Consider the following 13751-nt stretch of genomic DNA (forward strand, 5'->3'; position numbering starts at 1 on the left):
AAGCGCTCATGCGCACCAGCACTCCTCCGCAGCCGCATGGACGGGCTGGGGGTGGATGCGTCAAGGTAGGCTGGCAGGAGTCAACGTCAACCTCTGAGAACCGTGAGGATTCGAAGCCGACGTGTTCGCCACTCTCTCTGACCGCCTGACAGCCACGTTCAAGACGCTGCGCGGCAAAGGCCGCCTCTCCGAGGCGGACATCGACGCTACCGCACGTGAGATCCGTGTCGCCCTGTTGGAGGCCGACGTCGCTCTTCCCGTGGTGAAGGAGTTCATCGCGGCGGTCAAGGAGCGTGCGCGCGGCGCCGAGGTCTCGCAGGCACTCAATCCGGCACAGCAGGTCATCAAGATCGTCAACGAGGAGCTCGTGCAGATCCTCGGCGGCGAGACGCGCCGGCTCCGGTTCGCCAAGCAGCCGCCGACGGTGATCATGCTGGCGGGTCTGCAGGGCGCTGGTAAGACGACGCTCGCCGGCAAGCTGGCGCTCTGGTTGAAGAATCAGGGGAAGCAACCGTTGCTGGTGGCGGCCGACCTTCAGCGGCCGAACGCGGTCAACCAGCTCCAGGTGGTCGGCGAGCAGGCCGGCGTCGCGGTGTTCGCGCCGGAGCCGGGCAACGGGGTCGGAGACCCGGTCGGAGTGGCGCGCGACAGCATCGAGCACGCCACGTCCAAACTGTATGACGTCGTCGTCGTGGACACCGCCGGCCGGCTCGGTGTCGACGCGGAGCTGATGCAGCAGGCGGCCGACATCCGGGATGCCGTGCATCCCGACGAGACCCTCTTCGTGGTCGATGCCATGATCGGTCAGGACGCGGTGACCACGGCGAACGCGTTCCTCGACGGGGTCGGCTTCGACGGTGTGGTGCTGACCAAGCTGGACGGCGACGCGCGGGGTGGCGCGGCGTTGTCGGTCGCGTCCGTCACCGGCCGGCCGGTGATGTTCGCGTCAGCAGGAGAGAAGCTCACCGACTTCGATGTGTTCCATCCCGAACGGATGGCCTCGCGCATCCTCGACCTCGGCGACATGCTCACGCTGATCGAGCAGGCCGAGAAGGCGTTCGACGCCTCCGAGGCGGAGAAGATCGCGAAGAAGCTGTCGGACAAGGGCGGCAAGGGCTTCACCCTCAACGACTTCCTGGACCAGATGCAGGCGGTCAAGAAGATGGGCTCGCTGAAGAGCCTGCTGGGCATGTTGCCGGGCGCCGGGCAGATGCGTGAGGCGCTGGACAACTTCGATGACAGGGAGCTCGACCGCGTCCAGGCGATCATCTACTCGATGACGCCCGCTGAGCGGGAGAACCCGAAGATCATCAACGGTTCGCGCCGTGCCCGCATCGCGCGTGGCTCGGGCACCCAGGTGAGCGAGATCAATCAGCTCATCGAGCGGTTCTTCATGGCCAGGGACATGATGAGCCAGGCAGCCCAGGGCAAGATGGGTGGCCTGCCCGGCATGGGCGGCGGAATGCCCGGCATGCCGGGGATGCCTGGTATGCCCGGGGGCGGCAAGAAGTCCAAGGGTCGCCAGCCGAAGCAGTCGAAGAAGGGTAAGAAGCAGCGTGGAGCACGCTCCGGCAATCCGGCGAAGCGGGCTGCGCAGCTGGCGGAGGCGGAGGAGCGGCGGAACCAGTCGCCGGCGCCGGGCCAGGTGCCGTCGGCGTTCGGCGGTGCGCAGGACAACAACTCCGAGAACACCGACTTCCAGCTTCCCGACGACATCACCGAGTTCCTGAACAAGCGCTGATGGTCCAGGCGTTGCACGTCCGCGGGATCGTCCTGCCGCAAGCGGAGCACCGCGATGTCTGGGTGCGCGACGGCGTCGTCACGTATGAGCCGGTGCCGGGTGCGGAGACGGTGGCGTCCGGCTGGATTCTCCCGGGATTGGTGGACCTGCACTGCCATGTCGGCCTGGACGCCAACGGTGCGGTACCGGACGACGTCGCCGAACAGCAGGCGCTGACGAACCGCGACGCCGGCACGCTGCTGATCAGGGATGCGGGATCGCCGGCGGACACCCGGTGGATCGACCAGCGCACGGGCCTGCCGCGCATTATCCGTGCCGGTCGGCACATCGCCCGCACCAAGCGTTACCTGCGCAACTACGGCTGGGAGATCGAGCCGCACGAGCTGGTCGCCTACGTCGAGCAGGAGGCGCGGCGCGGGGACGGTTGGGTCAAGCTGGTCGGTGACTGGATCGACCGGGAACGGGGCGATCTGGGGCCATGCTGGCCACGTGAGGCGCTGGAGGCGGCGATCGCCCGGGCGCACGAGCTCGATGCGCGGGTGACCGCGCATGTCTTCGGTGAAGACGCGTTACCCGACCTGATCGGTGCCGGTATCGATGGGATCGAGCACGGCACCGGGTTGTCCGAGGACCTGATCGCGGTGATGGCCGAGCGCGGCGTCTCCATGGTCCCGACACTGGTCAACATCGCGAACTTCCCGTCTTTCGCCGATCAGGGCGCAGCGAAGTTCCCCGCCTACGCCGATCACATGCGAGCCCTGCATGCTCGGCGGTACGAGAACGTGCGGACCGCGTACGAGGCCGGCGTCCCGGTGTTCACCGGTACCGACGCGGGCGGCTACATGGCACACGGCCTGCTCGCTCGCGAGGTGCTGGAGTTCGTGACGGCGGGGATTCCGGCCGCTGACGCGGTCGCGGCGGCGTCGTGGAAGGCGCGCGCATACCTGCTGGGCGGCAGCGGTGTGCTGGAGGAAGGGTCGGCTGCGGACCTGTGCGTGTACGCGGCCGATCCCCGGATCGATCCGGCGACACTGCTGGAGCCGGTGCGCGTGGTACTGCGGGGTCGCGTCGTCGCCTAGGCCGGGTGCGTGGCCTCATCCGGCCGAACCGCCTGCTCACTGACACCTTCACGCCGCCTTTGCAATGCACACACATACGCACCGATGCGTATGTGTGTGCATTGCAAAGGCGGTGCGGTGGTGGTGAGGGCGGCGGGCGACGAGTCATCCTAAAGAAAGCTTGCAAAAGAACTCTTTAGCAAGGTATCTTTAGAGTCATGGGCGAGGAACGGACCCGGATCAGTGACCCGCAGCGGTTGCGGGCGCTGGCGCATCCACTCCGCCACGAGTTGCTCGACGTGCTGCGCACCGAAGGTGAGGCGACGGCGACCCGATGTGCGGAACTGGTCGGCGAAAGCGCGGCAAGCTGCTCGTTTCACCTGCGCATGCTGGCCAAGTACGGCTTCATCGAGCGGGCGGAACAACGTGGCCGGGATAAGCCCTGGCGGCTGGTGCACCGCAGCTTGCAAACCGGAGCCGATCTCGACGATCCGGCATCCGTTCAGGCGGCGACGCAGGTCGCTGCGGCCGTGATCGACAGGGAGATGCAGCGGCTGCGGGACTCGCTCGCCCGGGCGCCGGAGGAACCGCGGGAGTGGCTCGACGCGTCGACCATCGCCACCTCCACCTTCTGGGCGACGTCGGAGGAGATGGCGGAGGTGAGTGAGGCGCTGAGTGAGATCGCTGACCGCTTCCGCGACCGCTGGGACGATCCCTCGCTGCGCCCGGAAGGTGCCCGGATCGTCCGTGTGTTCGGCGCGACAGTGTCGGAACCGGCGTCTGAAGTTCCACACGACCAGCAGTAGGCCACGTTGACGACATGAGCACCTCGACCACGTGATTCCGTCGACCACATCAGGAGGAGATCGTCATGACCCGTATGCCGCCGCCGGAAGCTGCCATCTTCTCCGGACCAGTCGGTATTCAGGACCCGCACGGTGAGCGACTGCGCGAGGCGCAGCGCGTGCGGATGGTCTATCAGGCCCGGTCGGCGCGTCGTTGGCAACGCTGGTCGCAGCGGCTGTCCCGGCTCGCGCGGACGCGGTCGGAGGCGGCCGCGGTGCTGCGAGCGCGCAGTATCTCCTGACCGGTTGGGAATGCACGCGCGGATCTGGCACAATAGCCTGCTGAGCCGGCGTTCCGTGTGGCCCCTCTCACCCGCGGTCCGCCAGTCCATCCGAGTTGCCGACCCCGGTGCCCCACCCAGGCGGTCAGCGGCTCACCCACGCGAAGACCACAAGGAGACTCCACACCCGTGGCTGTCAAGATCAAGCTGAAGCGGATGGGAAAGATCCGCTCCCCGCACTACCGCGTCATTGTCGCCGACTCTCGTACTCGGCGAGACGGCCGGGCGATCGAGGAGATCGGCCTGTACAACCCGATGCTCGAGCCCAGCCTGATCAAGGTGGACTCGGAGCGCGTGCAGTACTGGCTCAGCGTCGGCGCGCAGCCGACCGAGCCGGTCCTCGCTCTGCTGAAGGTCACCGGTGACTGGCAGCAGTTCAAGGGCCTGCCGGGCGCCGAGGGCACGCTGAAGGTGGCGGAGCCGAAGGCCGACAAGCGAGCTGCGTTCGACGCTGCTCTTGCCGAGGTGCACGGCGAGCCGAAGAGCGACGCGACGACGCCGAAGAAGAAGACGGCGAAGAAGAGCGCGGCCAAGGCTGAAGACTCCAAGGCGGACAAGGCCGAGCAGACGGACAAGTCCGAGAAGGCCGACAAGGTGGAGAAGGCTAAGGCCGAGGAGGCCAAGGCCGAGGAAGCCAAGCCGGAGCAGCCGGCCGAGGCGGAGACCCAGGCTGAGAGCGCGGCCGGCGCCGAGTCCGAGGCTGCTGCGGCCGAATCCACCGCCGACAAGGCCTGACAGATGCTCGCTCAGGCACTGGAGCACCTGGTGACGGGTATCGTCGAGCATCCCGACGACGTGGTCGTCCGATCCCGGCAGCAACGTCGTGGCCGGCTGCTCGAGGTGCACGTCCACCCCGATGACCTCGGGAAGGTCATCGGACGAGGTGGACGCACGGCCACCGCTTTCCGTACCGTCGTCGGCGCACTCGCCGACGAGGGCGTGCGGATCGACTTCGTCGATGTCGATGAGCGGTGATAAGCGGCGCCGCTGAGCCGGCGCCACAGGACGAGGAGCCTACGCCAGCAACAGGGAGACCCTGGCGTGGGCTCTTCGCATGTGGTGGCAGAGAAGGGAACAGACGGTGTTGGTGACGGTCGGACGGATAGGCCGGGCGCACGGTATCCGTGGCGAAGTGGCCGTCGACGTCCGCACCGACACGCCCGACGAGCGGTTCACGGTCGGCGCTGAGCTGCGTGCGTCCGGTGCTCGGGGCGAGCCGCGGACCCTCACGGTCGCGCGGTCGCGATGGCACAAGGGCAGGCTCTTGGTGCTGTTCGACGAGGTGGCGGATCGAAACGTCGCGGAAGAGCTGCGCGGGCGCGTGCTGCAGGTCGAGGTCGGCGAGGAAGATCGGCCGGCGGATCCGGACGAGTATTTCGACCATCAGCTCATCGGACTGCAGGCGATCACCCGTGATGGCACCGTCGTCGGCGAGGTCTCCGATGTGATCCACGGGCCGGATCAGGACATTCTGGTAGTTCGCGGGGCCGACGGTGCGGAGGCGATGGTGCCGTTCGTCGCGCAGATCGTCCCGGAGGTGGACCTTGAGGCGGGGCGCGCGGTGCTCGAACCGCCGCCCGGACTGCTGGAGCTCGGGCGGCCCGATCAGGCGACCGGGTGAGGCCGGCGCGATGAAGATCGACATCGTCACGATCTTTCCGGATTACCTGGCGCCGCTGGAGCTGTCTCTGGTGGGGAAGGCGAGGGAGACCGGGCTGCTCGATGTCCGCGTCCACGACCTCCGGAACTGGACGCACGACCGGCATCGGACCGTGGACGATACGCCGTACGGCGGTGGCGCGGGCATGGTGATGAAGCCGGACGTGTGGGGCGACGCATTGGATGACGTCGCCTCCGACGCGGGGACCGGACCGGCGCCGCGGCTGATCGTCCCGACGCCCGCCGGTGTGCCGTTCACCCAGGGCATGGCTGCCGAGCTCGCCGATGAGCCGTGGCTCGTGTTCGCCTGCGGGCGGTACGAGGGCATCGACGCCCGAGTGGTTCAGGACGCCGCCACCCGGATGCGGGTGAGCGAGATCTCGATCGGCGACTACGTGCTCAACGGGGGCGAGGTGGCGGCCTTGGTGATGATCGAAGCGGTCGTGCGGTTGCTGCCCGGCGTCGTCGGGAACCCGGAATCCCTGCGCGAGGAGTCGCACGGCGAGGACGGCCTGCTGGAGTATCCCGTGTATACCAAGCCGCCGTCCTGGCGCGGTCTCCAGGTGCCGGAGGTCCTGCTGTCCGGGCATCACGGCCGGGTGGCGCGCTGGCGCCGGGACCAGGCGCTACGGCTGACGGCGCAGCGACGGCCCGATCTGATCGACAAGCTGGACCCGGACGCATTGGATGACCACGATCGGTCCGTCCTGGACGATTACCACTGACGTCGGTTCGTGTGGCAAACTTAGACGTCCGTGCCCGGTATGTTGGTCAGCCCCTGCCACGGGGGGAGCGCCGTCACAGACGCCGGGAAGCCAATCTCCACGTAACTGTGGGTGGCCCGTGGCACCTGCAAGGAAGCGACATTTCTGATGCACACGCTTGACGCTGTTGACGCCGCACAGCTGCGCGACGACGTGCCCGACTTCCGGGCTGGGGACACGCTGAAGGTCCACGTCCGCGTCGTTGAGGGCAACCGTTCCCGAGTCCAGGTCTTCCAGGGCGTCGTGATCCGTCGCCAGGGCGACGGCATCCGCGAGACCTTCACGGTCCGTAAGGTCAGCTTCGGCGTGGGAGTCGAGCGGACGTTCCCGGTGCACACGCCGATCATCGAGAAGATCGAGGTGGCCACCCGCGGCGACGTCCGGCGCGCCAAGCTCTACTACCTGCGGCACCGCCGAGGGAAGGCCGCGAGGATTCGCGAGAAGCGCGAAAACGCCTGACCCGCGGCCACAAGGAGTGGGCGTGATCGAAGACGGCGTGCCGCCGGGTGATCAGGAAGACGCTGAAGACCCGAAGCCGGCGCGTCGCAGGTGGGTGGCGCTCGTCAAGGAGACCGCCATCGTGGTCGCGTTGTCGCTGATCATCGCGACTGTCGTGCGGATCTTCTTGGTCCAGGCCTTCCTGATCCCGTCGGAGTCGATGCAGGACACGTTGCTCGTCGGCGACCGCGTGATGGTCTCCAAGATCAGCATGCACTTCGGTGACGTCGAACGGGGTGACGTCGTCGTCTTCGAGGACCCCGACAACTGGCTGCGGCGGCAGCCGGAGAGCGATGGCGGCGTCGGCGACAGCATCAAGGGATTCTTCGAGTTCGTCGGGGTATTGCCGGACGACTCGGAAGGTCACCTGATCAAGCGGGTCATCGGTATCGGCGGCGACACGGTGGAATGCTGCGACGACGACGGCCGGATCACCATCAACGGTGTGGCGATCGATGAATCGCACTACCTGTATCCCGGCGACGAACCCGCACAGGAGGACTTCAGCGTCACGGTGCCGGAAGGCGAGCTGTTCGTCCTTGGCGATCATCGGTCCAATTCGGGCGATTCACGCTTCAACGGCTCGTTCTCCGAGGACCTTGTCGTGGGTAAGGCGTTCGCGGTGGTCTGGCCGATCTCTCGGTGGTCCGGGGTGGGCGCGGGCGACACGTTCGACGACGTGCCTGCGCCCGAGTGAATCGCCCGGCCGAGTCAGTAAGCTGGACTGGGTCATGACCGTCTTACTCGACAGGCCACGTGTCCTCCTCCGCAAGGACTCGGGCATGTATGCCTATGAGCGTGGACTGGCACGCGCGGGCTTCGCCCCGGTGGCCGGCGCGGATGAGGCGGGCCGCGGGGCGTGTGCCGGACCGCTGGTGGTCGGTGCGGCCGTGCTCTCCGACGGCAAGCGAGGCCAGGTGCCCGGTCTGGCGGACTCCAAGCTGCTGACCCCGGCTGCCCGGGAGCGGGCGTACGACGAGGTGGTCAAGCGGGCGCTGGCGTGGTCGGTGGTCATCGTGGAGCCGGCCGAGGTCGACCGGATGGGCCTGCACCGGTGCAACATCGAAGCCATGCGACGTGCGCTGGCTCGCCTGGACGTGGCACCGTCGTACGTGCTGACCGACGGTTTCCCGGTGGCCGGTCTCGGTGTTCCGGGCTTGGCCATGTGGAAGGGCGACCAGGTGGCCGCCTGCATCGCGGCCGCATCGGTCATCGCGAAGGTGACGCGGGACCGGATCATGGTGGAGCTGAACGAGCGCTGGCCGGGTTACGGATTCGACGAGCACAAGGGGTATGTGACCGGCGAGCATCAGCGGGCGCTGGAGCGGCTGGGTGCGAGCCCGGTGCACCGTCGTTCGTACGTGAACGTCGCCCGGGTGCTTCCGGAGGGTGAACGTCCGCGCGCCGTCTTCGGCGAGGAGAGCGGTATCGACGATGGATCGGGCGACGCGGACGGCATTCTGGCCGTACCGTTCCCATCCGATCCCCAGGACGAAGGAGCGTGAGGATGAGCGCGGAAGACCTAGAGAAGTACGAGTCGGAGATGGAGCTCTCGCTCTATCGCGAGTACCGCGACGTGGTCAGCCTGTTCTCGTACGTGGTGGAGACCGAGCGACGCTTCTACCTCACCAACAACGTCGACCTCCAGGTCCGGGGCGAAGGCGCCGAGGTGTACTTCGAGGTGACGATGAGCGACGCGTGGGTGTGGGACATGTACCGCCCGGCCAGGTTTGTGAAGAACGTCAAGGTGGTCACCTTCAAGGACGTCAACGTCGAGGAACTGGCCAAGAGCGACCTGGAGATACCGAAGACGGACGACTGAGTCGTCTGGTCCGGGCGAGCCGACGGGGCCTGCCCGGCCTGGCGGTCCGTGGCGTGATCACGCCGTGGCATTGTCGGCACCCGTAGCGGTCCGGCCGACATGGATGCCCAAGGGTGGAGTGGCCACGCGCGATTGTCCACAGGCACAATTGTCGTGTTCTGTCCGTTCGCCATCGCAGTTATTCACAATCAAGCGGGCGCACTTCCATTTGACTGAGCTGATCAGCAAGCTCGTGTCGGGAGGTGTTGCCGGTGCGAGTCAAAGACAGCGTCGGTGCGTACGGCGAGGACGTCGCCGCACGGTACCTGGAAGACAAGGGCCTGGTGATCGTCGCCAGGAACTGGCGGTGCGCGGCTGGTGAGATCGACATCGTCGCGCTCGACGGCGACCTGGTGGTCATATGCGAGGTCAAGACGCGCAGCGGGTTCGGGTACGGCTCGGGTCTCGAGGCGGTCACTCGGGAGAAGGGCGCGCGGCTGCGCAGGCTGGCGGTAGCGTGGCGGGAAGCGAACGGGTGTGATCGTGCTCCGGTGCGCATCGACGTGGTGGCCGTCCACCGCGGGCGCTCGGACGCGCCGCTGATCGAACATGTCGAGGGCGCGTTCTGATGCGCCTCGGTCGGTGCCGAAGCGTGGCGCTGGTCGGTGTTCAGGGGACCGTCGTCGACATCGACGTCCACATCGGCGGCATGCCCGGCTTCACCCTGGTCGGCCTGCCCGATGCGTCGCTCTACGAGGCGCGCGATCGGGTGCGGGCGGCCATCCTGTCCAGCGGTGAGCGGTGGCCGCTGCAGAAGATCACCGCGAGCCTGTCCCCGGCCGCGCTGCCGAAGCGTGGTAGCCACTTCGACCTCGGCGTCGCGGTGGCCGTGCTCAGCGCCGCCGAGGAGCTACCGGAAGCGGCGATCGAGGACGTGGTCTTCATCGGCGAGCTGGGGCTGGACGGCCGGCTGCGCTCCGTCCCCGGGGTGCTGCCGGCGGTGCTGGCGGCCTCGAAGGCAGGGGTGCGGCGTGTGGTGGTTCCGGAACGCAACGCCCGGGAGGCGAGCCAGGTTCCTGGGGTACACGTGCTGGGCGCGCGTTCGCTGCGCCAGGTGCTGGCCTTCCTGCGCGGTGCGGATATGCCGGACGAACCGCCCGAGGAGCACGTCGCTCTGCCCGACTCCCTGCCGCACGATCCGGGGTTGGACCTGGCGGATGTAGCCGGCCAGGAGGAGGCGAAGCGAGCCGTGGAGGTGGCTGCCGCCGGTCATCACCACCTGCTGCTGGAAGGTCCACCGGGAGCGGGTAAGACCATGCTGGCGCGACGGCTTCCGGGTCTCCTGCCCGACCTGAGTACCGAGGAGTCGTTGGAGGTCACGGCGATCCATTCGGTGGCCGCAGTGCTGCCGCCGGATCGGCCTTTGGTGATCCGCCCGCCGTTCGCCGATCCGCACCATTCGGCATCGCCGGTGTCGATCATCGGCGGTGGGAGCCGGATCGTCCGACCCGGGGCGATCAGTCTGGCGCACCGGGGCGTCCTCTTCCTCGACGAGGCGCCGGAGTTCAACCGCCAGGTGATCGAGTCCCTGCGGGAGCCGCTGGAGAACGGGAAGATCGTGGTGTCCCGCGCCGCCACCACCGCTGTGTTCCCGGCGTCGTTTCTTCTGGTGCTGGCACAGAACCCGTGTGAGTGCGGCAATCACGGGAGTCGCTACCGCGAGTGTGAGTGCACCCCGTACTCGGTACGGCGCTACCGGCAGCGCGTCTCCGGGCCGGTGCGGGACCGGATCGACATCTACCGGAGGGTGCTGCCGCCGTCGATGGCCGACATCGATCTTCGGTTGCAGATCGCGGAGACGACGAAGGCGGTCGCGGAGCGGGTGGCGATCGCGCGGGAGCGTCAGACACGCCGGCTGGCGGACACACCCTGGCGAGTCAACAGTGAGGTGCCGATGGCCTTCCTGAAGCGAGAATTCCCGCTCCCGGGCGAGGTCACGGCGCCCGCGTACGAGAAACTGCGCCAGGGCACGGTCACGGCCCGCGGCGCGGACCGCATCGTCCGGCTGGCGTGGACGGTCGCCGACCTGGCCGGGCATGGCCGGCCGACCCGCGACGATGTGCACGTGGCCATCGGCCTCAGGGTGGGGGACCGGTGAACGACATCGACCGACCGGCCACCGGTATTCCGGCCGCCGACGTTCCGGTCGCCGACCTTCCTGTCGTCGGCGTTCCGGCCGGCGACATTCGGGCGACCGGAACGCCGTCCGAGGACATCCAGGCACGCAGCACGGCTGACCGGGCGGCCCGGGCGGCGCTGTCCGCAGTTGTCGAGCCCGCCAACCGCAAGGTGGTCGCGCGGGTGTACGCGACCGGAGCGGAGGCGACCTGGCGGGCGATCAGCCGGCGAGATCCGCATCTGGACACCGACGGCGTGCTCGCGCGCCGAGCGGAAGGCGTGGACGGGGCGGCACTGCTTCAGCACGCGGCCGGACTCGGTATCCGGTTCGTCTGCCCGTCGGACGCGGAATGGCCGGCCGGATTCGCGACGATGCCGGACACCCTCGACGCCGGTACGGACTCGGTGCCGCCGCCGTTCGGCCTGTGGGTCCGTGGCAACGGCTCACTGGCGGCATGCGAACCGCGAGCGATCGCGGTGGTGGGTTCGCGCGCGGCGTCACCGTATGGCCGGCACGTGGCCGGGGACATCGCCGCCGACCTCGCCGCGCGGGGGTGGATCGTGGTCTCCGGTGCCGCCTACGGGATCGACGCTGCCGCCCACCGAGGCTGCCTGGCCATGGGCGGAGTGACGGTCGCGGTGCTTGCCTGCGGGCTGGACATGGACTATCCGAGATCGCACAGCGAGCTGCTGGCCCGGATCGCCCAGGATGGCGTGGTGGTCAGCGAGCTCGCCCCCGGCATGCAGCCGATGCGTTCCCGGTTCATCGCGCGTAACCGCCTGATCGCCGCGTTGACCTCGGGGACGGTGGTGGTGGAGGCGGCGCGGCGCTCCGGCGCGTTGAGTACGGCGCACTGGGCGGTCAAGCTGGGACGCGAGGTGATGGCGGTTCCCGGCCCGGTCACCTCTGAGCAGTCGTCCGGCTGCCACGAATGGATCCGCAACCGCGGCGCGGTGCTGGTGACCGACGCCGACGAGGTGGCGGATACGGCGGGCCGGTTGGGGCCGGACGCGGCTCCGCTGGCCGTGGGCGAGGAGCGCCCGCTCGACCGGTACAGCCCCGACGTCCGCCACGTGTACGAGCGGATGCCCGCGCGGGCAGTCACCACCGTTCCCGACCTCGCCCGAGAGAGTGGCTACCCACCGCCGTTCGTGGAGCAGTCGCTCCGCGAGCTCGCGGCGGGCGGACTCGTCCTGGCGGTGCTCGACGGCTGGGTACGGGTCCCGGGCGCGGCATAGCGGCGACCCGGCGGGCGGTGGGTTTCGGGCGTGGAACAATGACGGGATGCAGCGGATCGGCGACACTGCCAACCTTGGCGAGAAGATCCTGGACGAGCTGCGCACGGCGATCGTCAGCGGCGAACTGGTGCCCGGGCGGCTGTACTCGGTGCACGAGCTCGCCGAACGCCTCGGTGTCTCGCGGACCCCGGTCCGAGAAGCGTTGATCCAGCTCGCCGCCCAGGGCATGGTGCGGTTCGAGCGCAACCGCGGAGTGCGGATCTTGCAGACGTCCCTGCACGACTTGGAGGAGGTGTTCGCGATCAGGCTGCTGCTGGAGGTTCCGGCCACGTTCCGCGCCGCCGGTCAGCCGACGCCGCACCTCCGCCGGGAGCTGCGCACGCAGCTCGACCGGATGCGGGCGGCCGCCGACGAGCACGACGAGAGTGAGTTCATGTCGGCGGACCGGCGGTTCCACGAGGTGATCAACGAGGCGTCCGGCAACGTGCGGCTGGCCCGGTACGTCGACTCGTTGCGGGACATGGTGCTGTTGCGCGGGACATCCACCGTCGATCGCTCGCGCAGTCTGCAGGACATCCTGGCCGAGCACGAGACGGTCGCTGAGTTGATCGAGAACGGGCGCGCACAAGAGGCCGCCGAGGCGATGCGCAGTCACCTGCTGAACACAGCGAGGCTGCTGGTCGCGCAGGAGGCGGCTGAACGAGGTGACCCGGTGCCGTCGGTGTCGTTGGAGTGGACGCGATACCCCGGCTGAGCACCACCCGGCCGGCGCCGGCCTGACTGAACGCGCCGACGAGAGTGAACTGATTGACAGAGTAGCATGCTACATGCCACTCTCAGGCCATCGTTTGTTCTGGGAGGCGCAAGGAGGCGCACATGACGGCACCGTTCAAGGTTCACCTGTTGCAGACCGGGGTGATGGAGTGCGACAAGACCTGGCTGTTGCTGAAGCCGGGCAGCACCATCACCGACCGCTCCCGCACCGCACAGCCGGCCCCGTGGACCACCTGCCCCACCCATGCGGTGCTGATCGAGCACCCGGATGGGCGCATTCTCTGGGACACAGGTGTGCCGCAGGATTGGGAGACCAGATGGGCGCCGACCGGCCTCCAGGAGTTCTTCCCCGTCCAGGAGGGGACCAGCTACCTGCAGGATTCGCTCGCGGCGCTTGAGCTGAGCCCGGAGGATATCGACATCCTGGTCCTCAGCCACCTGCATTTCGACCATGCCGCGAACGCGAAGCTGTTCGACAACGGCAGAACCCGGATCATGGTCAACCGCCAAGAGCACGAGGGCGCCCTCGGCATCGATGGTCCGTTCAAGGGTGCCCACCTGAAGGTGGACTACGAAGGCATCGACTACCACCTGCTCGACGGCGACGTCGAGATCGTGCCGGGGGTGAGCGTAATCGAGACGCCCGGGCACACCTGGGGCACGATGTCGCTCAGAGTCGACTGCGCGGAGTCCGGGACGAAGATCTTCACCTCCGACGCCGTGTACCTGGCCGACAGCTGGGGCCCGCCGGCCGTCGGCGCCGCTATCGTCTGGGACAACCTGAAATGGCTGGAGTCCGTGGAGAAACTGCGCAGAATCGCCGAGGAGACCGACGCGCAGGTGATCTTCGGCCACGATCCCGACCAGGCGGCGACGTTGCCGTTCGCGCCCGCCGGGTTCTACCAGTGAGGGC

Annotated in this window: 17 protein-coding genes; all 17 read left to right on the plus strand. The window is 68.2% G+C overall.

Annotated elements, in window-relative coordinates; all coding sequences use genetic code 11:
* The first annotated feature begins 121 nt into the window (after nt 1-121).
* The 17 genes from ffh (at nt 122) to G1H10_RS26190 (ending at nt 13747) form a co-directional block, all read left to right on the plus strand.
* Entirely contained in the window at nt 122-1741 is a 1620-nt protein-coding gene (gene ffh / locus G1H10_RS26110; RefSeq protein ID WP_163743497.1) for a signal recognition particle protein, read from the plus strand.
* Nucleotides 1741-2820: an amidohydrolase family protein gene (locus G1H10_RS26115; RefSeq protein ID WP_163743498.1), complete on the plus strand. Its 1080-nt coding sequence runs from the start codon at nt 1741-1743 to the stop codon at nt 2818-2820. The genes ffh and G1H10_RS26115 overlap by 1 nt, the downstream gene beginning before the upstream one ends.
* 197 nt (nt 2821-3017) lie before the next feature.
* Nucleotides 3018-3605 carry an ArsR/SmtB family transcription factor gene (locus G1H10_RS26120; protein WP_163743500.1) on the plus strand — a complete coding sequence of 196 codons (588 nt, stop codon included), beginning with the start codon at nt 3018-3020 and terminating at the stop codon, nt 3603-3605.
* A gap of 65 nt (nt 3606-3670) precedes the next feature.
* Nucleotides 3671-3886: a hypothetical protein gene (locus G1H10_RS26125; RefSeq protein ID WP_163743502.1), complete on the plus strand. Its 216-nt coding sequence runs from the start codon at nt 3671-3673 to the stop codon at nt 3884-3886.
* 168 nt (nt 3887-4054) lie between these two features.
* Complete coding sequence (gene rpsP / locus G1H10_RS26130) at nt 4055-4660, plus strand: 30S ribosomal protein S16 (protein ID WP_163743504.1); 606 nt, start codon at nt 4055-4057, stop codon at nt 4658-4660.
* A gap of 3 nt (nt 4661-4663) precedes the next feature.
* Entirely contained in the window at nt 4664-4900 is a 237-nt protein-coding gene (locus G1H10_RS26135) for an RNA-binding protein (RefSeq protein WP_163743506.1), read from the plus strand.
* A gap of 106 nt (nt 4901-5006) precedes the next feature.
* A complete protein-coding gene (gene rimM, locus G1H10_RS26140; protein WP_163743508.1) occupies nt 5007-5546 on the plus strand; it encodes a ribosome maturation factor RimM in 540 nt (179 codons plus the stop codon).
* A 10-nt stretch (nt 5547-5556) separates the two neighbouring features.
* On the plus strand, nt 5557-6309 hold the full coding sequence (trmD, locus tag G1H10_RS26145; RefSeq protein WP_163743510.1) for a tRNA (guanosine(37)-N1)-methyltransferase TrmD: 753 nt from the start codon (nt 5557-5559) through the stop codon (nt 6307-6309).
* Between the two features lie 147 nt (nt 6310-6456).
* Nucleotides 6457-6807, plus strand: coding sequence for a 50S ribosomal protein L19 (gene rplS, locus G1H10_RS26150; RefSeq protein ID WP_163743513.1), 351 nt, complete (start codon nt 6457-6459; stop codon nt 6805-6807).
* A 22-nt stretch (nt 6808-6829) separates the two neighbouring features.
* Complete coding sequence (gene lepB, locus G1H10_RS26155) at nt 6830-7543, plus strand: signal peptidase I (RefSeq protein WP_163743515.1); 714 nt, start codon at nt 6830-6832, stop codon at nt 7541-7543.
* A 34-nt stretch (nt 7544-7577) separates the two neighbouring features.
* Entirely contained in the window at nt 7578-8351 is a 774-nt protein-coding gene (locus tag G1H10_RS26160; protein WP_163743517.1) for a ribonuclease HII, read from the plus strand.
* Between the two features lie 2 nt (nt 8352-8353).
* Nucleotides 8354-8668, plus strand: coding sequence for a DUF2469 domain-containing protein (locus G1H10_RS26165; protein ID WP_163743519.1), 315 nt, complete (start codon nt 8354-8356; stop codon nt 8666-8668).
* A gap of 251 nt (nt 8669-8919) precedes the next feature.
* Nucleotides 8920-9276, plus strand: a complete 357-nt coding sequence (locus tag G1H10_RS26170; protein WP_163743520.1) for a YraN family protein — start codon at nt 8920-8922, stop codon at nt 9274-9276.
* A 23-nt stretch (nt 9277-9299) separates the two neighbouring features.
* Nucleotides 9300-10805, plus strand: a complete 1506-nt coding sequence (locus G1H10_RS26175) for a YifB family Mg chelatase-like AAA ATPase (protein ID WP_216853676.1) — start codon at nt 9300-9302, stop codon at nt 10803-10805.
* Nucleotides 10802-12064 carry a DNA-processing protein DprA gene (dprA, locus tag G1H10_RS26180; RefSeq protein WP_216853677.1) on the plus strand — a complete coding sequence of 421 codons (1263 nt, stop codon included), beginning with the start codon at nt 10802-10804 and terminating at the stop codon, nt 12062-12064. Before G1H10_RS26175 ends, dprA begins: the two co-directional genes overlap by 4 nt.
* Nucleotides 12065-12110: 46 nt before the next feature.
* Nucleotides 12111-12818, plus strand: a complete 708-nt coding sequence (locus tag G1H10_RS26185; protein ID WP_163743524.1) for a GntR family transcriptional regulator — start codon at nt 12111-12113, stop codon at nt 12816-12818.
* Between the two features lie 122 nt (nt 12819-12940).
* Complete coding sequence (locus G1H10_RS26190) at nt 12941-13747, plus strand: N-acyl homoserine lactonase family protein (protein WP_163743526.1); 807 nt, start codon at nt 12941-12943, stop codon at nt 13745-13747.
* Nucleotides 13748-13751: the final 4 nt, after the last annotated feature.

It is taken from the genome of Phytoactinopolyspora halotolerans (assembly GCF_010550675.1).
Taxonomy (GTDB): domain Bacteria; phylum Actinomycetota; class Actinomycetes; order Jiangellales; family Jiangellaceae; genus Phytoactinopolyspora; species Phytoactinopolyspora halotolerans.